General features: G+C 72.6%; 21 protein-coding genes. 12 read left to right on the top strand and 9 right to left on the bottom strand.

Features of this window, described 5'->3' with window-relative positions:
- Nucleotides 1–38: 38 nt before the first annotated feature.
- The 4 genes from G9272_RS18975 to G9272_RS18960 are packed head-to-tail and all read right to left on the bottom strand — an operon-like array spanning nt 39 to nt 2,376.
- The gene (locus G9272_RS18975; RefSeq protein ID WP_020128504.1) at nt 39–413 is read right to left on the bottom strand and encodes a hypothetical protein; all 375 of its coding nucleotides are present in this window, start codon (nt 411–413) and stop codon (nt 39–41) included.
- Between the two features lie 22 nt (nt 414–435).
- The gene (locus G9272_RS18970; protein ID WP_171397685.1) at nt 436–972 is read right to left on the bottom strand and encodes a roadblock/LC7 domain-containing protein; all 537 of its coding nucleotides are present in this window, start codon (nt 970–972) and stop codon (nt 436–438) included.
- A gap of 34 nt (nt 973–1,006) precedes the next feature.
- Nucleotides 1,007–1,924, bottom strand: coding sequence for a transcriptional regulator (locus G9272_RS18965; RefSeq protein WP_171397684.1), 918 nt, complete (start codon nt 1,922–1,924; stop codon nt 1,007–1,009).
- On the bottom strand, nt 1,921–2,376 hold the full coding sequence (locus tag G9272_RS18960) for a hypothetical protein (RefSeq protein ID WP_171397683.1): 456 nt from the start codon (nt 2,374–2,376) through the stop codon (nt 1,921–1,923). Before G9272_RS18960 ends, G9272_RS18965 begins: the two co-directional genes overlap by 4 nt.
- 419 nt (nt 2,377–2,795) lie before the next feature.
- Here G9272_RS18960 and hutU point away from each other — a divergent pair, with 419 nt between their 5' ends.
- From hutU to hutI, 4 genes are all read left to right on the top strand, one after another.
- On the top strand, nt 2,796–4,460 hold the full coding sequence (gene hutU, locus G9272_RS18955) for a urocanate hydratase (RefSeq protein ID WP_171397682.1): 1,665 nt from the start codon (nt 2,796–2,798) through the stop codon (nt 4,458–4,460).
- A gap of 143 nt (nt 4,461–4,603) precedes the next feature.
- Nucleotides 4,604–5,806 carry an allantoate amidohydrolase gene (locus G9272_RS18950; protein ID WP_171402060.1) on the top strand — a complete coding sequence of 401 codons (1,203 nt, stop codon included), beginning with the start codon at nt 4,604–4,606 and terminating at the stop codon, nt 5,804–5,806.
- Nucleotides 5,803–7,152, top strand: a complete 1,350-nt coding sequence (locus tag G9272_RS18945; protein WP_171397681.1) for a formimidoylglutamate deiminase — start codon at nt 5,803–5,805, stop codon at nt 7,150–7,152. Before G9272_RS18950 ends, G9272_RS18945 begins: the two co-directional genes overlap by 4 nt.
- Nucleotides 7,153–7,190: 38 nt before the next feature.
- Nucleotides 7,191–8,387: an imidazolonepropionase gene (gene hutI / locus G9272_RS18940; RefSeq protein ID WP_171397680.1), complete on the top strand. Its 1,197-nt coding sequence runs from the start codon at nt 7,191–7,193 to the stop codon at nt 8,385–8,387.
- On the opposite strand, the gene G9272_RS18935 is transcribed toward hutI, so the two are convergent.
- From G9272_RS18935 to G9272_RS18925, 3 genes are all read right to left on the bottom strand, one after another.
- Nucleotides 8,327–9,340, bottom strand: a complete 1,014-nt coding sequence (locus G9272_RS18935) for a DMT family transporter (protein ID WP_171397679.1) — start codon at nt 9,338–9,340, stop codon at nt 8,327–8,329. The two genes, hutI and G9272_RS18935, sit on opposite strands and share 61 nt — an antisense overlap.
- A 205-nt stretch (nt 9,341–9,545) precedes the next feature.
- Nucleotides 9,546–11,084: an RICIN domain-containing protein gene (locus G9272_RS18930; protein WP_171397678.1), complete on the bottom strand. Its 1,539-nt coding sequence runs from the start codon at nt 11,082–11,084 to the stop codon at nt 9,546–9,548.
- Between the two features lie 196 nt (nt 11,085–11,280).
- Nucleotides 11,281–12,216, bottom strand: coding sequence for an RNA polymerase sigma factor SigF (locus tag G9272_RS18925; RefSeq protein WP_171397677.1), 936 nt, complete (start codon nt 12,214–12,216; stop codon nt 11,281–11,283).
- A 239-nt stretch (nt 12,217–12,455) separates the two neighbouring features.
- Between G9272_RS18925 and G9272_RS18920 the strand changes: the two genes are divergently transcribed.
- The 6 genes from G9272_RS18920 to G9272_RS18895 all read left to right on the top strand — a co-directional run bounded on the left by G9272_RS18920 (nt 12,456) and on the right by G9272_RS18895 (nt 18,394).
- Nucleotides 12,456–12,851, top strand: coding sequence for an STAS domain-containing protein (locus G9272_RS18920; protein ID WP_171397676.1), 396 nt, complete (start codon nt 12,456–12,458; stop codon nt 12,849–12,851).
- A gap of 202 nt (nt 12,852–13,053) precedes the next feature.
- Nucleotides 13,054–13,602: an ATP-binding protein gene (locus G9272_RS18915; protein WP_171397675.1), complete on the top strand. Its 549-nt coding sequence runs from the start codon at nt 13,054–13,056 to the stop codon at nt 13,600–13,602.
- A gap of 787 nt (nt 13,603–14,389) precedes the next feature.
- On the top strand, nt 14,390–15,097 hold the full coding sequence (locus G9272_RS18910) for an LPXTG cell wall anchor domain-containing protein (protein ID WP_171397674.1): 708 nt from the start codon (nt 14,390–14,392) through the stop codon (nt 15,095–15,097).
- 32 nt (nt 15,098–15,129) lie between these two features.
- The gene (locus G9272_RS18905; protein ID WP_171397673.1) at nt 15,130–15,960 is read left to right on the top strand and encodes a COG1470 family protein; all 831 of its coding nucleotides are present in this window, start codon (nt 15,130–15,132) and stop codon (nt 15,958–15,960) included.
- On the top strand, nt 15,957–17,054 hold the full coding sequence (locus G9272_RS18900) for a hypothetical protein (protein WP_171397672.1): 1,098 nt from the start codon (nt 15,957–15,959) through the stop codon (nt 17,052–17,054). Before G9272_RS18905 ends, G9272_RS18900 begins: the two co-directional genes overlap by 4 nt.
- Nucleotides 17,055–17,122: 68 nt before the next feature.
- The gene (locus G9272_RS18895) at nt 17,123–18,394 is read left to right on the top strand and encodes a hypothetical protein (protein ID WP_171402059.1); all 1,272 of its coding nucleotides are present in this window, start codon (nt 17,123–17,125) and stop codon (nt 18,392–18,394) included.
- Between the two features lie 82 nt (nt 18,395–18,476).
- On the opposite strand, the gene G9272_RS18890 is transcribed toward G9272_RS18895, so the two are convergent.
- A complete protein-coding gene (locus G9272_RS18890; protein WP_171397671.1) occupies nt 18,477–19,982 on the bottom strand; it encodes a peptide MFS transporter in 1,506 nt (501 codons plus the stop codon).
- Nucleotides 19,983–20,508: 526 nt separating this feature from the next.
- Here G9272_RS18890 and G9272_RS18885 point away from each other — a divergent pair.
- Together G9272_RS18885 and G9272_RS18880 are read left to right on the top strand one after the other, a co-directional pair.
- Nucleotides 20,509–21,186, top strand: coding sequence for a response regulator transcription factor (locus G9272_RS18885; protein WP_020128522.1), 678 nt, complete (start codon nt 20,509–20,511; stop codon nt 21,184–21,186).
- Nucleotides 21,187–21,339: 153 nt separating this feature from the next.
- Nucleotides 21,340–22,614 carry a HAMP domain-containing histidine kinase gene (locus G9272_RS18880; protein ID WP_171397670.1) on the top strand — a complete coding sequence of 425 codons (1,275 nt, stop codon included), beginning with the start codon at nt 21,340–21,342 and terminating at the stop codon, nt 22,612–22,614.
- A gap of 51 nt (nt 22,615–22,665) precedes the next feature.
- Here the strand turns inward: G9272_RS18880 and G9272_RS18875 are convergent, their stop codons facing one another.
- Nucleotides 22,666–23,181: a GtrA family protein gene (locus G9272_RS18875; protein WP_171397669.1), complete on the bottom strand. Its 516-nt coding sequence runs from the start codon at nt 23,179–23,181 to the stop codon at nt 22,666–22,668.
- Between the last annotated feature and the right edge of the window lie 56 nt (nt 23,182–23,237).

Genomic DNA, 23,237 nt, shown 5'->3' with positions numbered 1-23,237 from the left:
GACCGGTCCGGCCGGTCCGGCCGGACCAGCCGCTCCGGCTATACCTCGAGGTCCTCCTCGATCTTCTTCAACTGGTGGCGGGCCATCGCCAGGTTGGCCCGCTTGGCGTCCAGGACCAAGTACATGAAGAGCCCGTTGCCGCCGCGGCCGCTGATCAGCCGGATCAGGTGGTACTGGTCGTTCAGCGTGATCAGGATGTCCTCGATCTGGCCCTTGAGCCCGAGGTGCTCCATGGTGCGCATCTTGGCGCGCACCACGTCGGTGTTCCCGGCGGCGGCGACGTTCAGGTCGAAGGTCTTGCTGCCGCCCATCGTGCCCAGCGCCATGCCGCTGGTGTAGTCGACGAGCGCCACTCCGGTCGCGCCCTCGATCGAGGCGAGACACTCTTTCAGTGTGGTTTCGGTGTTGGCCATGACTGTGCTCCTCGGTTCCTTCTCAACTTTCCGTGGTGGTGCGCGCGTTGGTGGTCGCCGATCCGCGCGCCGATCTGGTCCGTACGATGGGTGGCTTGGCGGGCGTCCGCACGGGCGCCTTCGCGGGGGTCTTCGCCGGAGCCCTGGCCGGTGTCGTGGCGGCGGCCTTCGCCTCCCGCGCCTTCGCCTCCCACGCGTCGACGAGCTCCCCGATGCGCGCCCCGGCCCGGCGGCCCTCCAGATGCAGCCGGCCGACGTTGACGCGGTCCTGCGCGAGCAGGGTCAGTACGGCACTCTCACCGGCCGCGTAGGTCGCGACATAGCCGTAGACCCCGCGCACGAGCAGCTCGCGGAAGTCGCCCTGGCCGGTCGTGTCCGCCATCCGCACCGCGACGCCGAGGGCGGCGGCGGTCAGCGCGGCCACCACCTCCGGCTCCACACCGGGTGTGTCGTGGGCGAGGACGAGACCGTCCACGCCGGCCGTCAGGGCGCCGGTCAGCTGGGGCACCCGGGCCCGCAGTCGCCGGAGTTCGTCGAGTATCTCGGGCTCGGACACCATCAGCTCGCTCCTCTCGGCGCGCGGTCGCTGCCGTTCAAAGGGCCTCCAGCGCATCCCTGAGCCTCTTCAGCAAGGTGATGTCGGGGTCGTTGACACGGGGCAGGGTGATGCCCGGTGGCGGGTCGGGGTCGGGGGCGACGGGACTCACGGCGGGATCTGCGGCCGGCCCGGGGCGGATCGGGAGCGCGGCCGGCGGCGGGCGGTGCGGCCGGGGCGGCGGGAAGAGGGCGGTCAGCAGGCCCGCCGCCGCCAGACGCCGGACGTCCACCAGGGTGTGGAAGGCCTGCCGGCCCAGCTCCCGGGCTATGTCCGACGCGGTGCGCACGCCGTCCACCGAGGCCAGCACCGCGCTCTGCCGGGCGGTCGGCGCGGGCGCCGCGACGGTCTCGGCCCGCCGCAGCGGCGCCCCGTCGGTCAACGGGTCCGGCCACAGACGGTGCAGCAGCTCCCGCCGGCGCAGCGTCTCGCGCTCGACCGCTTCGACCGGGACCGGCCGGAGCGTGCCCAGCCAGTGCCCGGCGCCGTACCGGAAACGGCCGGGAGTGCTGCTGGGGGTGAGCGCGAAGTACGCCGCGTCATAGACCGCCTCCAGGTGGCACAGCTCCAGCGCGCCGCGCGGGACGCGGCCGGCGTCGAGCAGCAGCCGGGCCACGCCGTACTCCTCGTCGGCCCGGTCCACCGCGTCCTGCCAGACGGCGGGAGCGAGGGTGCCGTGGGCCAGGAGGAGCACGTCGAGGCCCGGGGCGAGGGGGCTCTCGGCGTGCACCACACGGCCCTCGGCGAGGTAGAGCGAGCCGCGCTCGCGCTCCAGGACACCGGTCGCCCGTTCGGCCGCGAGCCGAGTCAGCATCGGCGACAGTCCGCTGCCGCGCTCCCGGGCCGCCGACTTCTCCCGCACGGGCAGCCGGGGCGGCGGGGTCGTCCCCTGCGGGGTCGTTCTCACCGCGGTCACCCCAGCACCAGCCGTCCGGCCATCTCGCCCAGCCGGATCCGGGCCAGCGCGAGGTTGCCGTCCGGCCGGGCCAGCCACACGTGCAGGAACACGCTGCTGTCGAAGGACGTCGGTACGAAACGGAGCACGTGGTAGCTGTCCCGGTTGCTGATGATCAGGTCCTCGACCGGCGGATCGGCCACCCCGCCCCCGCCTGCTTGGCCGTCGTGGCCGTCGTGGCCGTCGTGGCCGTCAGGACTGTCGTGACGGCCGTAGCCGTCGGGTGCGAACGTCCGCTGCTCCGCCGTGAGCCGGGCCACCTCGGCCGCCTCGGCGGCCGCCGCCTCGTGGTCGCCGCCGGGGAACTCCCCGACCGCGCCCAGGGCCAGCCCGCTCGTCCAGTCGACCAGCGCGGCGCCCCGGGCACCGGGCAGCCGCATGGCCTCCAGTAGACACTCGTCGATTCCGGGCACCGTTGGGCTCCCCTCCCGCCTTCGGTTCGGCTGAGTGATGAAGAAGCTACGCAACGTAGGCACCGAGGGGTGAGTCTTCTGGCATTTTCCAGCGGAACATGCGGCGGGGCGGCTAACGTGGGTCGACTGACCCCGTTTCGGGCCGAATCGACGCCCCATGCGCCCCTTCTCCACCGTTCAACACCGGCCCACCGGTGCACGTCAACGGCGCGCATGTCCCTGCGGGGTGGTGAGCGCGAAGACGCGCGCCCCTCACCTGTGCCGGCTGCCTCGGCATTTCGTGGTGCCGATGCCGCGGCGCCGATGCTGTGGCCCCGATGTGGTGGCCCCGATGTATTGACTAGTTCTATTCATCAAGTCAGGATGTGAATAACAACAGCAACAACCGCCGGGATCACCCATCCGCAAGGAGGCAGACCATGTCAGGACCCCGCCCCGTACGAGCGCCACGCGGTACGGAACTGAGCGCCCTGGGATGGCAGCAGGAAGCCGCCCTGCGGATGCTCCAGAACAACCTCGACCCCGAGGTCGCCGAACACCCCGACAAGCTCGTCGTCTACGGCGGCACGGGCAAGGCGGCCCGCGACTGGCGCTCCTTCGACGCGATGGTCCGCACGCTCAGGACCCTCAAGCAGGACGAGACCATGCTCGTGCAGTCCGGCCGCCCGGTCGGCGTCATGCAGACCCACGAGTGGGCCCCGCGCGTCCTCATCGCCAACTCCAACCTCGTCGGCGACTGGGCCAACTGGGAGGAGTTCCGCCGGCTGGAGCAGCTGGGCCTGACCATGTACGGCCAGATGACCGCCGGTTCCTGGATCTACATCGGCACCCAGGGCATCCTCCAGGGCACCTACGAGACCTTCGCCGCCGTCGCCGCGAAGAAGTTCTCCGGCACCCTCGCCGGCACGATCACCCTCACCGCCGGCCTCGGCGGCATGGGCGGCGCCCAGCCGCTCGCCGTCACGATGAACGACGGCGTGGCGATCTGTATCGACTGCGACCCGCGCGCCATCGAGCGCCGCATCGAGCACCGCTACCTGGACGTCAGGGCCGACAACCTGGGCCACGCGCTCCAGCTGGCCGTCGAGGCCCGTGACCAGCGCAAGCCGCTCTCCATCGGTGTCCTCGGCAACGCCGCCGAGCTCGTCCCGCAGCTGCTCGCGATGGGCGCCCCCATCGACATCGTCACCGACCAGACCTCCGCCCACGACCCGCTGGCCTACCTGCCGACCGGGATCGCCTTCGAGGACATGGCCGACGCCGCCGAGAAGGACCCGGCCGGTTTCACCACCCGGGCCCGCGAGTCGATGGCGAAGCACGTCGAGGCGATGGTCGGCTTCATGGACGCCGGCGCCGAGGTCTTCGACTACGGCAACTCCATCCGCGGCGAGGCCCAACTCGCTGGATACGACCGGGCGTTCGCCTTCCCCGGCTTCGTCCCCGCCTATATCCGCCCGCTGTTCTGCGAGGGCAAGGGCCCCTTCCGCTGGGCGGCGCTCTCCGGCGACCCGGCCGACATCGCCAAGACCGACAGGGCGATGCTCGAGCTCTTCCCGGAGAACGAGTCGCTGGCCCGCTGGATCAAGCTGGCCGGTGAGCGCGTCCACTTCCAGGGCCTGCCCGCCCGTATCTGCTGGCTCGGCTACGGCGAGCGCGACAAGGCCGGCGAGCGTTTCAACGACATGGTGGCGTCGGGCGAGCTGGCGGCCCCGCTGGCCATCGGCCGCGACCACCTCGACTGCGGCTCCGTGGCCTCCCCGTACCGCGAGACCGAGGCGATGCTCGACGGCTCCGACGCGATCGCCGACTGGCCCCTGCTGAACGCCATGGTCAACGTGGCGTCCGGGGCGTCCTGGGTGTCGATCCACCACGGCGGCGGCGTCGGCATGGGCCGCTCCATCCACGCCGGCCAGGTCTCCGTGGCCGACGGCACCAAGCTGGCCGGCGAGAAGATCCGCCGCGTCCTCACGAACGACCCCGGCATGGGCGTCATCCGGCACGTGGACGCCGGGTACGACATCGCGGAGTCGGTCGCGGACGAGCGGGGCGTGCGGGTGCCCATGCGCGAAGGTGACGACGCGTGACCCTTCCGGGAGACGAGCGGGGCGGCAACGGTCCGGCGGGGGCCGAGCCCTCGTCGCCGACCGCGGGTTCGGCCGTGCCCACCCGTTCCGCCCTGCGGAACGACTGCCCACAGCCGGTGGCGGCTCGTGCGTCCTTCCAGGAGATGTGGCGTGAGCTGGCGCCCATCGGTCGGCACTCCGAGTCCGGCGGCTACCGCCGCTACGCCTGGACCGCCGCCGACACCGACTGCCGGGCCTGGTTCAGGGAACAGGCCGAGGTACGGGGCCTGACGTACGAGGTCGACCGCAACGGCAACCAGTGGGCATGGCTCGGGGACCCGGCGGCCGGCGACGCCGTCGTCACCGGGTCGCATCTCGACTCGGTGCCGGACGGCGGCGCCTTCGACGGACCCCTGGGCGTGGTCTCCTCCTTCGCCGCCCTCGACGAACTCCGCGCGCGGGACGTCACGTTCACCAGGCCGCTCGCTCTCGTCAACTTCGGCGACGAGGAGGGCGCCCGCTTCGGACTCGCCTGTGTCGGCTCCCGGCTCACCGCGGGCCGGCTCACCGTGGAGCAGGCCCACCGGCTCACCGACGGCGACGGGATCACCCTCCCGCAGGCCATGGAGGCCGCAGGACACGATCCCGACGCCATCGGCGCGGACCCGGAGCGGCTCGCCCGGATCGGCGCCTTCGTGGAGCTGCACGTGGAGCAGGGGCGCGCCCTCGACCTGAGCGGGGACCAGGTCGGCCTGGCCAGCGCCATCTGGCCGCACGGACGCTGGCGGTTCGACTTCCGGGGCGAGGCCAACCACGCGGGCACCACCCGCCTCGTGGACCGGCGCGACCCGATGCTGCCGTACGCCGAGACCGTGCTGGCCGCCCGCCGCGAGGCCCGGCTCGCGGGCGCCGTCGCCACGTTCGGCAAGATCTCCGTCGAGCCGAACGGCGTCAACGCCATCCCCTCCCTGGTGCGCGGCTGGCTCGACTCCCGCGCCGCCGACCAGGCCAGCCTCGACACCGTGGTCGGCGGTGTGGAGAAGGCCGCCCGCGAGTACGCCGAGGGCCACGGCATCGACCTGGACGTCGTCCGCGAGTCGTTCACGCCCGTCGTCGAGTTCGACCACGCCCTGCGCGACGAACTCGCCCGCATCCTCGGCAGCGACACGGACCTCAAGGTCCCCGTCCTGGGCACCGGCGCCGGACACGACGCCGGAATCCTCTCCGGGACCATCCCGACCGCCATGCTGTTCGTGCGCAACCCCACGGGCGTCTCGCACTCCCCGGCCGAGTTCGCCGCCGAGGACGACTGCGTGGCCGGGGTGCACGCCCTCGCCGACGTACTGGAAGGACTGGCCTGCCGGTGACCCCCACGCAGCGGACACGGACGTACTGGCTGGAGCACGCCTGGCTCGACACGAACGTCGAGCCGGGCGTGGCCCTGGAGGTGACGGACGGCCGCATCACCGCCGTCCGGACGGGCGTCGACACCCCGCCGCCCGGCGCCGAGATCCTGCGCGGCCTCACCCTCCCCGGCCTGGCGAACGCCCACAGCCACGCCTTCCACCGTGCCCTGCGCGGCACCGTCCAGGTAGGCTCCGGCACCTTCTGGACCTGGCGCGAGGTCATGTACTCGGTCGCCGACCGGCTCACCCCGGAGACCTATCACCAGCTGGCCCGCGCCGTGTACGCCGAGATGGCGCTGGCCGGCATCACGGCCGTCGGCGAGTTCCACTACCTGCACCACGCCCCCGGCGGCACCCCCTACGCCGACCCCAACGCCATGGGCGAGGCCCTGATCGAGGCCGCCGCCGAAGCCGGTGTCCGGATCACCCTCCTCGACACCGCCTATCTGTCCGCCGGCTTCGGACAGCCCCCCAACGCCCACCAGCTCCGCTTCTCCGACGGCGACGCGGACGCCTGGGCCGAACGCTGTTCACTTCTCAAGGAACGGGATCACGCGAGGATCGGGGCGGCGATCCACTCCGTACGGGCCGTGCCCGCCGGGCAACTGGCGACCGTGGCGCGCTGGGCCGGGGAACGCCGGGCACCGCTGCATGTGCACCTGTCCGAGCAGACCGCCGAGAACGACGCCTGCCGCGCGGCCCACGGCCGCACGCCCACCCAGCTCCTCGCCGAGCACGGCGTCCTCGGACCGCGCACCACCGGCGTCCACAACACCCACCTCACCGACGAGGACATCGCCCTCCTCGGTCGCTCCGCCACCGGCACCTGCATGTGCCCGACGACCGAACGGGACCTCGCCGACGGCATCGGCCCGGCCGTCGCCCTCCAGGCCGCGGGCTCACCGCTCTCCCTCGGCTCCGACAGCCACGCCGTCATCGACCTGCTCGAAGAGGCCCGCGCGATGGAGCTGAACGAGCGGCTGCGCACCCGCACCCGGGGTCACTGGACGGCGGCCGCCCTGCTGCGCGCCGCCTCCGCCGACGGCCACGCGGCCCTCGGCAACCCGGACGCGGGCACCCTGGAGACCGGCGCGGCCGCCGACTTCACGACGATCGCGCTCGACTCGGTCAGGACGGCGGGCCCGGTGCCCAGGCTCGGCGCCGAGACGGCCGTATTCGCGGCGACCGCGGCGGACGTACGGCATACGGTCGTGGCCGGGCGTCACGTCGTACGCGACGGGGCGCACACGCTCGTACCGGACGTGCCGCAGGCCCTCGCGCGGGCCGTGGCAGCCCTGCACGCCTAGCGACCACCACCGGCTCCCGCCCCCACGAGGACACGACGATGAGCAGCAGCACCGGTACGACCGGCACGACCACCGTCATCACCAACATCGCCACGCTGGTCACCAACGACCCCTCCCTCGGCGACACTTCCCCGCTCGGTCTGGTCCGGGACGCGGCCGTCGTCATCGAGGGCGACCGCGTCGTGTGGACCGGTGAATCAAGCAAAGCACCCGCCACTGACAACCGGGTCGACGCCGGCGGCCGGGCGGTCCTCCCGGGCTTCGTCGACTCCCACTCCCACCTGGTCTTCGCGGGCGACCGCACCGAGGAGTTCAACGCCCGGATGTCGGGCCGCGGTTACACGGCGGGCGGCATCCGCACGACGGTGGCGGCCACCCGGGCGGCCACCGACGAGGAACTGGAGGCGAACCTCACCCGTTTCCTCTCCGAGGCCCTCCGTCAGGGCACCACGACCTTCGAGACCAAGTCGGGCTACGGCCTGACGGTCGCCGACGAGGCCCGCGCCCTGCGCCTCGCCGCCGCCCACACCGACGAGGTCACCTACCTCGGCGCGCACATCGTCTCTCCCGACTACGCCGACGACCCGGCCGGTTACGTGGCCCTGGTCACCGGCGAGATGCTCGACGCCTGCGCCCCGCACGCCCGCTGGATCGACGTCTTCTGCGAGAAGGGCGCCTTCGACGGCGACCAGGCCCGCGCGATCCTCACGGCGGGCAGGGCGAAGGGACTGCACCCCCGCATCCACGCCAACCAGCTCTCCTACGGCCCCGGCGTGCAGCTGGCGGTCGAGCTGGACGCGGCCAGCGCCGACCACTGCACCCACCTCACGGACGCGGACGTGGACGCCCTCGCGAGCGGCGACACGGTCGCCACGCTGCTGCCCGGCGCCGAGTTCTCCACCCGCGCCGAGTGGCCGAACGCCCGCCGGCTGCTGGACGCGGGCGTCACCGTCGCCCTCTCCACGGACTGCAACCCCGGCTCGTCCTTCACCTCGTCCGTGCCGTTCTGCATCGCGCTCGCGGTGCGGGACATGCGGATGACACCGGACGAGGCGGTGTGGTCGGCGACCGCGGGCGGCGCCGCGGCCCTGCGCCGCACGGACGTGGGACGCGTGACCCCCGGCGCCTACGCCGACCTGACCCTGCTGGACGCCCCGAGCCACGTCCACCTGGCCTACCGGCCCGGCGTGCCGCTCGTCTCGGGGGTGTGGCGGCGCGGCGTACGGGTCGTCTGAGCCGACTCCGGCCCCTTGTCCCGGTCCGCCACCGACCGGCCCCACGCGGTGCCGAGGAGCACGAGCACCGCGCCCACGAAGCCGAGCCACCCCGGCCGGTCCCCGGCCAGCGCGATGCCCACCGCCGCCGCCCACACCGGCTCGGTGCCCAGCAGCAGGCTGACCCGGGACGGCGAGGTACGGCGGACGGCCCACATCTGGACGAAGAACGCGAACAGCGTGCAGAACACGGAGAGGTAGACCAGCCCCAGCCAGTCGCCGCCGTCGAAGTCCGCGGCGGCCGCCCACGGCGAGGCGCCCGCCCCCGGCAGCGCCACCAGCACCGCGAACACGGCCACCGCGGAGCCCAGTTGGACCGTCGTCAGCGACAGGGCGTCGGCGCCGCGCACCGAGTCCATGCGCGCCATGGCCAGCACGTGCACGGTACGGGCGACGGCGGCCCCCAGCATCAGCAGATCGCCCCCGGACGGAGCGGTGAACCCGGCGCCCTGGGTCAGCAGCGCCACGCCGAGCACCGAGAGCCCCGCGGCCGCCATGAACGCCCCCGGCAGCCGCACCCCGCGCACCCGGCTCTCCGCGAGCGGCGTGAACACCATGGTCAGGCTGATGATCAGCCCGGCGTTGGTGGCGGAGGTGTGCACCACGCCGTAGGTCTCCAGCAGGAAGATCCCGGCCAGGATCAGCCCCAGCACCCCGGCCCCGCGCCACTGCGGCCCGCTCAGCGCGCGCAGCCGCCGCCACCCCACGATCACCAGCACCGGCAGCACCACGGCGAACCGCAGCACCAGCACGGCCGGCACGGTGTCCGCCGTGGTGACGCCCTTGGCGGCGAGGTAACTGGAGCCCCAGACGACGGCGACGAGCAGAACGGGAAGATCGGCGAGCCGCCCGAGCGCGGAGGGACCGGCGGACGAGGCGGGTGGGGCGGCGGCGGAGGCAGGGGAGTCGGGCATGGGGCTCCTCATGAGCAGATGACGTGGCTGGCCCAGCGGCTCTGCTGGTCAGAGGGCTGAGCCAGAGTAGTCACCGACGGGAATCCGGCCAGGGGGTTTTCAACATGAGGACACCCGCCGCCCGACACCCGCCGCCCGACACACGGCGCCCGAACCCGACACCCGACGCCGGACACACTCGAAGGCCGGGCACCGCGTCCTGCGTTCAGGCCGCCCCGGCCCGCCACAGCTGGTCCCCGGCCTCGTCCAGCGGCTCCAGCGACACCCCGCCGCCCGCGTCCGCCGTCAGCGCCGTCAGGATCGCGATCGCCGGGCGGACGGTCCCGTCGCCGTCCACGGTGAACCGCAGGTTCGCCCCGTGATCGCCGTCCACCGAGGCGCACTCCCACACCCCCACGCCCTTCTCCACGGACCCCCTGCTGTCCAGACAGAAGTCCTGGTCGGCGTACGACTGGAGCACCCCGCGCGCCGTGTCCACCCGCCACCGCTGGCTGGGCGAGGCGGAACACGGGACCGTCACCACGTCCGTGCCGTTGTCGAAGTCGCCCGCCACCTCCAGGCACAGCCCGTTGGCCACGTTCACGACCTGGGCGAACGTCCCACCGGGCGCGCGGGTCGGTGACGGCGTGGGCGTCGGCTTCGGCGGGGCGCCGGTGCGGGAGGGGGACGAACTCGGCGTCGGGGACGGCGAGGGGGCGGCAGGTGAGGAGGCGGGCGGCGCGGCGACCGTCGCCGTCACGGTCACCGGCGGGACCGTCGACGGCCCGGTGACGACGGCTCCCGCCGAATCCTGCGAGTCCCCCGAGTCCCCCGAGGTCAGCAGCAGAGCCACCGCCAACGGCACCACAGCCACCCCCAACGCGGCCGAGGCCAGCGCCACCCGCCGCGACGGTCGTCTCGCGGGCGTCGGCCCCCGGCCGCCGGACGGCTGCCGGTCGTCCCTCACGTACGCCGACCCGCCCCACACCAGCAGCCCCTCCGCCAGCGCCGCGCGAGGATCGTCGCGCAGCGCGCACTGCTCCTCGTAGGCGGTCGCGCAGTGCGGGCAGTGCGCCATGTGGGCTTCGAGGTCGGGGCTGTGCCGCGGGGCGTCCGGCCGTACGGACTGCTCGATCAGCCGGCGGAAGTCCCCGCAGCGCGGGTCGTCGGAGGCGGCGAGCCGGTGCCGGAGGCAGGCCTGGGCCAGGAGCTGGAGGGAGGGGCCCGTGCCGTACGTGACGTCCTCGGGGGTCAGGCCGAGCAGCGTGGCCGTCCGTTCGGCGGGCTCGCGTTCCACGACGCCGTACCAGACGAGGCCCTGTGTGCGGGAGGGCAGGGAACGGAACGCGGCGAGCAGGGGCGGCACCGGGCCGCCGGGGGCCGCCGTGTGGAGGACGAGCAGCAGTCCCGCGTCCAGGCCGCCGGCCCGGTCGTCGAGGGCCCAGTCGGTGGCCACCTGCCCGGACAGCAGCAGGAGTCGGTGGCGCCAGGCCCCGCCGGGGTCGTTGCCGCGGGCCGTCTCCCGGGCGGCGAGGGTGAACGCCTCGGCCGCGAGGCGCCGCGCCGCCGGTTCGCCGGTCGTGCAGCGGCGGGCGTAGGCCAGGACGGCGGGGTGGTGGCGGGCGCGGAGTGCGCGCAGCGCCGGGTACGCGGCGGCGGGGGCGGCGCGGAGCCGGTCGGTGAGGTACGCGTCCGAAGCGTCGGCGCTCACGTCGCCGCCGTCACCGTCACCGTTACCGTCGCCGTCCACGTCGGCACGGGCCATGGGGGTCGCCTCCTCGCCGGATGCGCAGCGCGCCCGGTTGCTGACGTACCGGTCAGTCTGTGGTGGAGGTGACCCTAGTGGCCCACGGGGTGCCGTGGGGAGGTTTTCGGGGGTAACGAAAGGGGGCCGGAGGCGAGGGGCCGGGGTGACACCGGCGTCCGTGCCCGGGAGAGCACCCGGACACGGACGGGACGGGTCACTCCTCGACCGTCAGCCCCTTCCGCAGCCGCACCAGGGTCCGCGACAGCAGCCGCGACACGTGCATCTGCGAGATGCCGAGTTCCTCGCCGATCTCCGACTGGGTCAGACCGGCGACGAAGCGGAGGGAGAGTATCTGCCGGTCGCGGGACGGGAGTTCCGCGATCAGCGGCTTCAGCGACTCCACGTACTCGATGCCTTCGAGTCCGTGGTCCTCGTAGCCGATGCGGTCGGCGAGGGCGCCTTCCGAGTCGTCATCCTCCGGCTGTGCGTCCAGCGACGAGGCCGTGTACGCGTTGGACGCGGCCATGCCCTCGACGACCTCCTCGTTGGAGATGCCGAGACGCTCGGCCAGCTCCACGACGGTGGGCGCCCGGTCGAGCTTCTGGGCCAGTTCGTCGCCCGCCTTGGCCAGGTCGAGCCGGAGCTCCTGGAGCCGGCGCGGGACGCGCACCGACCAGGACGTGTCGCGGAAGAAGCGCTTGATCTCGCCGATGATGGTTGGCATCGCGAAGGTCGGGAACTCGACGCCGCGAGAGAGCTCGAAGCGGTCGATCGCCTTGATCAGGCCGATGGTGCCGACCTGGATGATGTCCTCCATCGGCTCACTGCGGGAGCGGAACCGGGAGGCGGCGAACTTGACCAGGGCGAGGTTCAGTTCGACGAGGGTGTTGCGGACGTACGAGTACTCGTACGTGCCCTCTTCGAGGGATTCGAGCCGTGCGAACAGGGTCTTGGACAGGGCCCGTGCGTCGACGGCTCCGACCTCGTCGTACGGGGGGATCTCCGGAAGTCCGGCGAGGACGTCGGTGGGGTCGACGTCCGGTGCCGCGTCCTGCGCGATGGGTTCCAGATGTTCTTGTTCCGGAGGGGGTGTCGACGTCGCTCCGCGGGTAGGCGGTGCGTCGAGCCGGGGTGACATGATGTCCTCCATCGTTCTCGGCGTATGGCTGCCGAAGCCAGTGAGCGCACTGCGGTGTGCGGCGCCTCCAAAGCCGGCCGTGTCGGTTACGTGCTTGTACTAGCCCTACCCGCTTTACTTGCCCCGCCGCAAGTGCATTTTGTCCGAGTATGTCCGTTTGTGTGTGATTGTTCGGGTGTTGAGGTGCGGGTCGAAGGCGTAGGGTGCGAGGGCGTCAGGAAGCAGTCAACGACCCCAGGAGAAGAGACGGCATGGACCGCGGGACGGTCGGCAGCGCACAGTCTGGCCGGCTTCTGGTCGAGGTGCGGCAAGAGGGCTCCAGCGCCGTGGTGACCCCGGCGGGTGAGTTGGATCACCACACCGCCGATCTGTTGCGTGAGCCACTCGAGGACTGCCTCTCCAAGGGGCTCAGTCGCCTTGTGGTGGACTGCACCCGTTTGGAGTTCTGCGACTCCACCGGGCTCAACGTGCTGCTCGGCGCCCGCCTGAAGGCGGAAGCGGCCGGTGGCGGGGTCCATCTGGCGGGCATGCTGCCCGTGGTGGCGCGGGTCTTCGAGATCACCGGCGCGGACGCGGTGTTCACCGTGCACGCCACGGTCGACGCGGCCCTGAGCGACGGGCACGACGAGCACGACGAGGGCGGCTGAGCTTCGCCGTCCGCCGGAAACGGGTGCGAACGGACGTGAACGAGGGGTGTTCCGGCGGTTCTCTCGGGCAGGAGACATCCTGAACCCGAACATGTCGGCGGCAATGCCGACACGAACGCCGTCCGCCTACGTACAGACCTGAAGTGATCCGACTTGTGAATTGTGAACCGGTGAATCGGGGAATCGGTGAGGTGAAGCGCTGATGAGCACCACCCGGCCTTGTTCGCCGGGCGACCGCGGCCCGGAGCCCAGCGGCGCTCCTGGGGCGTCCGACGGGGGCGCACCGGGAGCCGAGGCGTCCCAGGGGGGCGCGGCGACCGTGGCGTCCGGGTCGCCGGGCGGCCGCCAGGTACGTCGGCTGAGCTTCGACGGCGCCAGTGGGGTCGTCCCGCTCGCCCGCGACTTCGCCCGCCAGGCGCTCTACGCGTGGGCCTGGCTGCCCGCGGCCACCGCCGACCAACGGGCCGCCGCGGAGGACGTGCTGCTCGTCGTCTCCGAGCTGGTCACCAACGCGTGCCTGCACGCGGAGGGGCCGGACGGGATGGTCCTCAGCTGCGACAACAAGGTGATCCGCGTCGAGGTCTCGGACCGCGGCGCGGGCCAGCCGGCCCCCCGCACCCCGCACCGCGCGGGCCGCCCCGGTGGCCACGGCATGTTCATCGTCCAGCGTCTCTGCCTGGACTGGGGCGTCGTACGGACCCCGGACGTCGCGGGCAAGACGGTCTGGGCGGAACTGGGCGCCCCGGCCTGACCGTCCCAGGGCCCGGGAACCTTCCACCCCGGGCCCACTGAACCTTCCACCCCCGGGGCCGACTTCCGGCCGACCGGTCTCCCGGGCCTTCTTCCCGCCGACCGGCGCCCCGGGGCCTATGCCTGGCCGACCGGCGCCCCGGGGCCTATGCCTGGCCGACCGGCGCCCCGGGGCCTATGCCTGGCCGACCGGCCTCCCGGGCCGATTTCCGGCCGACCGGCGCCCCTGGGTCTATGCCTGGCCGACCGGCCCCCGGGGCCGGCTTTCGGTCAAGCAGACCCCCGGGCCTGCGTCTGGCCGACCGGCCCCCCCCGGGGCCGGCTTTCGGTCGACCAGAGCCCCCGGGGCCTGTGCCCGGCCGACCGGCCCCCCCGGGGCCGGCTTTCGGTCGACCAGAGCCCCCGGGGCCTGTGCCCGGCCGACCGGCCCCCCCGGGGCCGGCTTCCGGCCGACCAGAGCCCCTGGGGCCACGCCCGGCCGACCGGGCCCCGGTCCCGCTTCCCGCCGGCCAGGTTCCGGTCCCGGTTCCGGTCCGGGGAGGGCGCGGTGAGCGGGATCGGTCGTTCCGATGCGGCGTCGGCGTCCGGACGGGACGGTCGTCGTGTCCGGGGTGCCGCGGCGTCGTGGAGTCCCGGACGTCCTCGATACCCCCCGAAACCGCGCGCCGGATCGCCACAACTCCGGCGCGTACGTTCTCTTCCCTCCTCATCGCCCCGGGCGTACCTTGACGGCTCAATCTGATGCCTCGTCAGTAAGGGCGGGGCGGTGGGAGTGAGGGGACGGGACCGTGTCGAACCGGAAGCGAACCGCCGCGCTCGCGACTGCCGCGGCCCTGGCCGGCTCGGCGGTGTGGATGGCCGCCCCCGCGGCCGTGGCCCAGGTCGTGAACGTCAACTACACCTGCGATACGCCCATCGGCGTCAAGAGCGCCGTATCGCCCATCGACATCAAGGGCGTCAAGAGCGGCAGCGGCTACAAGATCACCATGTCCTGGCAGAAGGGCGTCTCCTCCAGCCCCATCGAACTCGGCGCGGGCGCCATGAATCCGAGCGCCACGATCAAGCTGGGCGGCGCCGACGGCGGCACCCTGAACGTCACCGGCCCCGCCAACCAGGCCGCGATACCCGAGAACACCCCCATCAAGATCAACGACCTGAGCGGCACATACACCCCGAAGAAGACCGGCAAGGTCACCTTCACGGCCGGGGTGCTCACCATCAAGGCGATGGGCACGACCACCACCTGCACGCCCAGCAACAAGCCCGGGCCCTCCCTGACCCTCGACGTCACCGCGCCGGACGGCGGGAGCGGCACGAGCGGCGGCGGCTCCGGCGGCACCACGAGTGACGGCGGATCCGGCGGCGGCCTCCCGCAGACCGGCCCCGAGGACTCCGCCATCGCCCTCGGCACCCTCGGCGGCACGGTCCTGCTCGCGGGCGCGGCCGGCACCCTGTGGCTGACCCGGCGAAGCCGGACGGCACGCGTCCACCGCTGACCGTCCCCCTCGTACGAGTGCTGGAGCCGCCGATGCCGTACGTCGCCGCCCGTGCCCTGTTGCTGACCCTGTCGCTGCCGCTGCTGCTCGCGGCCACCCCGGCCACCCCCGGCGGCTGGTCGGTCGCGCCCTCCGGTGGGGGACGGCCGTCCTTCTACGCGGAGGGCACGCCCGGGGCGGTGCTCCAGGACACGCTCTCCGTGACCAACCGGGGCACGCAGCCGCTCACCGTACGGCTGCGCGCCACCGGCGACGGGCTCCGGGTCGCCTTCGCCGAACGGGCCCTCGGCATCCCCGCCCGCACCCGCGCCGAGGTGCCCTTCACGGTGACGGTCCCGGCGGCCGCGCCGCCCGGCGACCGCGCGGGCGAACTCCTCGTACGGGACTCCACCGGCCGGGAGTCCGCCGTCCGGCTGCTGATCCGGGTCGGCGGCCCGGAGCTGGGCGCGCTGACCGTCGAAAATGTGGCCGTGCGCGGCGACCGGATCACGTACGAGCTGGTCAACCGCGGCACCACGGCCCTCGTCCCGCGGCTCGCCGTACACGCGGACGGTGTCCTCGGCGCCGTCCTGGACCGCGCCCCGCGCACCCTGCCCGTCCGGCTGCCCCCGGGCCGGCGCCTCACGCTCGACGAACCGTGGCCCGACCGCCCGGCCCTGGACGCCGTCACCGTCCGCTTGACGGTGACCGCGCCGGGGGCGGCGCGGGCCACCGGGCGGGCGTCGGCGCGGTTCGTGCCGTGGGGCGCGGCGGCGGGCACGGCGGCCGGCGCGCTGTCGGTCGCGGCGGCCGCCGTGGCCGTACGGCGACGCTCATGCCGAACGGCCACGACCCGGGCCGCGGCGAGGGGAGCACTGACATGAGAGGCAAACCCCGGATCACGGCGCTGGTGCCGGCCCTGCTGCTGATGCTGCTCCCGCTCTCGCTGCCCTCGGCCGGCCCGGCCGCCGCCGCGGAGGGCAAACCGGCCGTCACGCTCTCCACCTCGCAGGCGGGGACGGGTGGTTCGATCACCGTCAGCGGCACCGGCTGGCGGTCGCGCACGCTGCTGATGCTGCTGGTCTGCGGGCAGGCGACACCGGCCCGGGGCGTGATCGGCGGCACCAACTCCTGTGCCAACGCCGACGGGCGCGCCGTCACCACCGACGCCGACGGCCACTTCAGCCGGGCGCTGCCGGTGACCGAGCCGCCGGTGCCGTGCCCCTGCGTGGTGCACGTGGTCACCGCGACCGGAGCGAAGGCGCAGGCCGACGCGGTGTTCCAGGTGGCCGGGCACCCGGTCGAACCGCTTCCCGCGAACACGGCCGGCGGCCGCCTGTCCGTGCTCACCGACACCCGGCTCGACGGCTCCGGCTCCCTGTTGACCTGGTTCGGGGCGCCGCCCTCCCGCACCCTGGCCTTCACCGTCGGCAACGTGGGCACCGCGGCCGTCGAGAACCCTGTCTTCCAGGTCGGCACCGCCCACGGGGTGTTCGCCCCGCAGTGGGACGAGCGGCAGTGGCACGGCACGCTCGGCCCCGGCGAGAAGGCCCGCGTCGAACTGCCCGTCGAACTCACCGCCGGCGCCCACGGCGACTACACCGTCTCCCTGAAGTACGGCGGGAAGGTCCTCGCCGAACAGCCGTGGGGGGTGGGCCGCCCCTGGGGCGTGACCCTGTTCTGGATCCTGCTCTGCCTGGTGGTGCCGGCGGCGGTCTTCCGCATCGGGATGGCGGTGGTGGACCGGGTACGCCCGCGCCATGCCACCCGACGGCCCTCGCCCGCCCCCGGGCACGGACGCAGGCGCAGGACGGCGATCGCGCCCCCGAGGCCCGCGCCCCCCACCCCGAACGCGAACCTGCCGTGGTTCACCCCGGACACCGGTCCGGGCCCGGCGGGCCGGCTCTCCGCACCGCACGAAGACCATCCGACGAGTCCCACGACTCCCACGACTCCCGGCAGGAAGGGATCCACGTGAGTGAGAGAGCCGTATCACCTGACCGTGCGCCCGCGCGGAAACGAGCGGCAGCGGCGGGCGCCGCCGTCCTGTTCACCGGGGCGGCCGTCCTGCTGGGCGTGAGCGCCGGGCAGGCCCAGGCCGCCGAGGTGGCCTACGCCACCAAGTGCGTTCCGCCCTCGGGCATCGGTCTGCCCGACGTCAACGGCACCACCAAGGTCGAGATCACCGCACCGGCGACGGCGAAGGTCGGCGACACCGTCGACGTCGTCTGGAAGTTCACCCAGGCCGCGTCGAAGAACCCCGACATCATCGACCTGCCCGCGAACTCGGTCCAGCCGTCCGGCACCCTCAAGGCGGCCGGCGCGCAGACCGCCGACATCGCGATGCAGGGGCCGCGCGAGAACCCGGCGATCCCCAAGGGCGGCGCGATGACGCTGTCCGACATGAAGGGCACGCTGAAGCTGACGGCGGCCGGACAGGTGACGCTGACCCCGGACGCGTACGTCGTCAACGCGTTGTCCACGGACACCAAGTGCGCGCCGACGGAGGCCGTCCAGCCGGCGGCGACCATCACCGTGACGGCGGGGGAGGGGAGTTCGGGCTCGGGTTCGGGGTCGGCCTCGCCGAGTACGTCCCCCGACCCCTCGCAGAGCCAGAGCCAGTCACCCTCGTCGAGCGCGTCCGGCACGCCCAGTACCTCCCCGTCGGCGTCCGAGTCCGGCGGTGACAGCGGCCGGACCGACTTCACCGGCAAGGTCGTCGACATCCCCTACACCTGCCAGTCGCCGATCGGCGAGAAGAAGGCGACCTCGCCGATCCAGATCAACGCCACGAAGAACGGCGGGAGTTACGACCTCACCGTGCAGTTCAAGAAGTCGGTCATGGACAGCCCGATCGACATCCCGGCCGGCAAGGTGAAGCCGACCATGCAGATCGTGCTGGGCGGCGCGGACGAGGGCTCGGTGAAGGTGGAGGGCCCGCTGAACTCCGCGCCGATCCCGCAGAACGACCCGATCGAGATCCCGGACCTCACGGGCGTCTACAAGCCCGGCGCGACCGGTGAGTCCACGCTCTCCCCGGGCGCCCTCACGATCGAGGCCATGGGCACGACCACCACCTGCACTCCGGACAGCACGGCCGTCTCCCTCACGCTGAACACCGCGGAACAGGCGAGCGGCGCGTCCGGCGGCAGCGGCTCCTCGTCGTCCTCGGGCGGGTCCACGTCGAGCGGTGGCGGCCTCGCGGAGACGGGCTCCGGCGACCACGGCACCCTGAAGGCCCTGGGCCTGGTCGCGGGTACGGCGATCCTGCTGGGCGGCGCGGTGTTCACGTTCATGCCCAGGAGAAGGGCGAGCTGAGCGGCGCAAGGACGAGAAAACGACGGAGGGCCGCCGTACCCACGCGGGTACGGCGGCCCTCCGGCAAGCGCGGGAGCGGACGTCAGTGGACGTCGCCCATCAGTCGCTTGACCTTGCCGCGGTACATCCACACCGCGACGCCGGCGAGCACGGCGAGGACGGCTTCCAACGCCACGAAGCCCATCTTGTCCAGGTTGACCCCGCCGACAGCCGGGTTGGAGAGCAGGGCGGTGAACGAGTCGCCCGCGGTGACCGCGAGGAACCAGACACCCATCATCTGCGAGGCGTACTTCGCGGGAGCCATCTTCGTGGTGACCGACAGGCCGACCGGGGAGAGGGTCAGCTCACCGATCGTCTGGATGAAGTAGATCGCGACGATCCACAGCGCCGCGGCCTTGTGGCCGCCGTCGGCGATCGACAGCGGGATGAGGAAGACGAAGAACGACGCGCCGACCAGGACGAGACCGGAGGCGAACTTCACGACCGTGCTCGGCTCCTTGCCGCGCCGGTTCAGCCACAGCCACAGCCAGGCGAAGACCGGGGCCGCTGCCATGATCATGACCGGATTGACCGACTGGTACCAGGAGACCGGGAACTCCCAGCCGAACACGCTGTTGTCGGCCGAGGAGTCGGCGAAGATCGACAGCGTGGTGGCACCCTGGTCGTAGATCATCCAGAACACGGCGGCGGCAACGAAGAACCAGACGTACGCCGACACCCGCGACTGCTCGGTGGAGTCCAGCGCCTTGTCCCGCCTTATGCGGGCGATGACCCAGATCGGGACGATCAGCCCGATGACGGTGAGCGGGATCATGGCCCAGTTGAGCGTGAAGTGGCCGGAGAGGCCGACGGCGCCGTAGAAGACCGCGGCGGCGGCCAGCCAGAACAGGCCCTTGCGCAGGGTGGACGTCTTCTCGGCGGCGGACATCGGGGTCGGCACGATGTCGCTGCGCGAGCTCAGGTGGCGGGTGCCGAGCAGGAACTGGGCCAGGCCCAGCGCCATGCCGAGCGCGGCCAGCGCGAAGCCGAGGTGCCAGTTGACCTTCTCGCCGACGGTGCCGATGATCAGCGGCGCGGCGAAGGCGCCGGTGTTGATACCGACGTAGAAGACGGTGAAGCCACCGTCGCGGCGGGGGTCGTTCGGGCCGTCGTAGAGGTGGCCGACCATCGTGGAGATGTTGGCCTTCAGCAGCCCCGAGCCGAGCGCCACGAGGGCGAGGCCGACGTAGAAGACGCCGGCCACGGGCACCGCGAGAGTCAGGTGGCCCAGCATGATGATCAGGCCGGCGAGGGCGACCGTCTTGCGGGGGCCGAGGACGCGGTCCGCGAACCAGCCGCCGGGGAGGGCGAGCAGGTACACCAGGGACACGTACACCGAAGCGATGGTGATCGCGGTCGCGTTGTCGAGGTGCAGGCCCGTCGGAGCCACGAGGTACAGCGGGAGCAGGGCCTTCATGCCGTAGTAGGAGAAACGCTCCCACATCTCGGTCATGAAGAGAGTGGCCAGTCCGCGGGGGTGGCCGAAGAAGGTCTTCCCGGAGCCGGGTGTGCCCGGGCGGACCGAGTCCTTCGTCAGGCTGGACGCCATGTCGTTCCTTGCTGCTCGGGACGCGCGCCGCAGTGGAGCCTTGCGCGCCCGGTGGGGGGCGGCCGGCACCGGCGGACCGCGGCGTCCACCCCCACGCCCCGGGGGAGTCCGCTCCGGGTCTCGGAGCGGTGGACGGCGACCACCGGGATCCACGCCCCTCGAGTCGGGGGCCCGGCCACAGGTCATTCCTTTGGAGGCCGGCGGGGACCGGCCCGCACACAAAGGAGACCCTCGACGTCGAGCCGACCGCCGAAGGTCCATGCGTGCTACAGGCGTTACTTCACCATACGGCAGCACAACGCCTGATATGGAAGGACTTGAGACACGGATCACAGGTGATCAAGGAACCGTGGGCGAGGTTTTGAAGGTCTGCACCAGGATGCCATCCCCCGACCGTAGGTCCGTACCAAGATCGACGGGGGGACGGCCGGCCGCTCGGCACGTCGAGTGTCCGGCATGTCCGTGAGTAAGAAACAGCTGGGCGATCACACTTCGGCCGCCGCCCGGCGCGGACTACCATCAGCTCATGACCCGTGTACTGCTCGCCGAGGACGACGCGTCCATCTCGGAGCCGCTGGCCCGCGCCCTGCGCCGGGAAGGTTACGAGGTCGAGGTGCGTGAGGACGGCCCCACCGCGCTCGACGCCGGAATGCAGGGCGGCGTCGACCTGGTCGTGCTCGACCTCGGGCTGCCCGGCATGGACGGTCTGGAGGTGGCCCGCCGACTGCGCTCGGAGGGCCACGCCATCCCGATCCTCATCCTGACCGCGCGCGCCGACGAGGTGGACACCGTCGTCGGTCTGGACGCCGGCGCCGACGACTACGTCACCAAGCCCTTCCGGCTGGCCGAGCTGCTGGCCCGGGTCCGGGCCCTGCTGCGGCGCGGCGCGTCCGAGCCCCAGCAGCCGCCCGCCACGCACGGCGTCCGCATCGACGTCGAGTCGCACCGCGCCTGGATGGGCGAGGAGGAACTCCAGCTCACGGCCAAGGAGTTCGACCTGCTGCGGGTCCTCGTCCGGGACGCGGGCCGGGTCGTCACCCGCGACCAGCTGATGCGCGAGGTCTGGGACACGACCTGGTGGTCGTCGACCAAGACCCTCGACATGCACATCTCCTGGCTGCGCAAGAAGCTCGGCGACGACGCGGCGAATCCCCGTTACATCGCCACGGTGCGGGGCGTCGGGTTCCGCTTCGAGAAGAGCTGAGCTCCCCCGAGGGGGCACCCTCAGCCGCGGGGGTTGGCCGATGACGCGCGTCGCGTCGTCGGGTGCGGGCCGTGGGGGCTTCTCGCGCAGTTCCCCGCGCCCCTGAGTCGGTTGCCCGCACCGGTCTTGTGAAGTCACCGTCCGGAGGGCTCCGTGCGTCGCCGTCTCATTCAGTCCACGCTTGCCGTCGTGCTCGTCGTCATCGCCGTTTTCGGGGTGTCCCTCGTCATCGTCGAGACCCGCACGATCAGCAACAGCGCCCAGGAACGGGTGGACTCCGAGGCGCTGCGGCTGGCCAGCATCGTGGACAGCCGGCTGGTGGGCTCGGAGAACGTCACCGCCGAGATACTGCGCGACCAGGTCACGCAGGACCGCTACGCCGAGATCCGGATCCCCGGCCGGACGGTCATCCAGGTCGGCACCAAGCCCCAGGGCGATGTGATCAAGGCGACGGCCCGGGGCGAGGAGGGCGAGACCGTCCTGGTCCAGGAGCCGCGCTCCACGGTCACCCGGGAGGTCGGCCGCACGCTGCTGATCATCGGCCTGGTGGCGCTGCTCGCGGTCATCGCGGCGGTGCTGCTGGCCATCCGCCAGGCCAACCGACTCGCCTCCCCCCTGACCGACCTCGCGGAGACGGCGGAGCGGCTGGGCTCGGGCGACCCGCGGCCCCGGCACAAGCGGTACGCCGTCCCCGAGCTCGACCGGGTCGCCGACGTCCTCGACGCCTCCGCCGAGCGCATCGCCCGCATGCTGACCGCCGAGCGCCGTCTCGCGGCGGACGCCTCCCACCAGCTGCGCACGCCGCTGACGGCCCTCTCCATGCGCCTGGAGGAGATCACCCTCACCGACGACCCGGACACCGTGAAGGAGGAGGCGACGATCGCCCTGACGCAGGTGGAGCGCCTGACGGACGTGGTCGAACGCCTCCTGACCAACGCCCGGGACCCCCGCACCGGCTCGGCGGTCACCTTCGACCTCGACGAGGTCATCCAGCAGCAGCTCGCCGAGTGGCGCCCCGCCTACCGCGGCGTGGGCCGGGCCATCGTCAGCTCCGGCAAGCGCAACCTGCGGGCGGTGGGCACGCCCGGCGCGGTCGCCCAGGTACTGGCCGCCCTGATCGAGAACTCCCTCATGCACGGCGGCGGCACGGTGGCGCTGCGCACCCGTGTCACCGGCAACCAGTCCGTGGTCGAGGTCACCGACGAGGGCCCCGGCGTCCCCGCCGATCTGGGCGCCCGCATCTTCGAGCGGGCCATCAGCGGCCGCAACTCCACGGGCATCGGTCTGGCGGTGGCCCGCGACCTGGCGGAGGCCGACGGCGGCCGCCTGGAGATGCTCCAGGCCCAGCCCCCGATCTTCGGGCTGTTCCTGTCCAGCACGCCCCCGCAGAAGCGGACCGCTGAGGACGGCGAGCCGACGGTCAGGTAGGGCGGCCGGGCGGTAGGGCGGCCGGGAAGGACGGTGGGTGGGGTGCGGCGGTCAGCCGACCCGCTGCCCGGCCCTCGGCTCGGGCCCCCGGGACTGCTCGGTCACCGTCAGGAACGATTCGGCGCCGGCCACGGCCTCCTTCGCCGGCAGCGTCCGGAACACCCACGTCCGGTACGACCAGAACCGGAACAGCGTCGCGATCCCGATGCCGACGAACTTGAACACGTTGCTCTGGATCGGGCTGTCCCAGCCGAACCCGTACGTCGCCGCGAACAGCAGGCCGTTCTCGATCACCAGTCCCACCGCGCTGAACAGCAGGAACAGCGTCATTTCCTTCGTCCGCCCGCTCTTGTCGCGGTCACGGTAGGTGAAGTAGCGGAACCCCACGTAGTTGAAGGCGATCGCCACGACCGTCGCTATGACACTGGCCCGCACCACCTGGAGGTCGGTGAGATGCCGGACAAGGTTGAAGACTCCGAGGTTGACCAGCAGCCCCGCGCCGCCCACGGCCCCGAACTTGGCGAGCTCGCGGACGACCCTCCTCAGCCCCGAGGAACCATGCGCCATGGTCGTACAGGCCCCCGTCCGGGTTCGGTTTCGTCAACCCAGCCATGCTAACCACC

The sequence above is a fragment of the Streptomyces asoensis genome (assembly GCF_013085465.1).
GTDB classification, from domain to species: Bacteria; Actinomycetota; Actinomycetes; order Streptomycetales; family Streptomycetaceae; genus Streptomyces; species Streptomyces cacaoi_A.
Note: the sequence above shows the minus strand (reverse complement) of the source record. Positions and strands in the feature narration are given on the sequence as shown.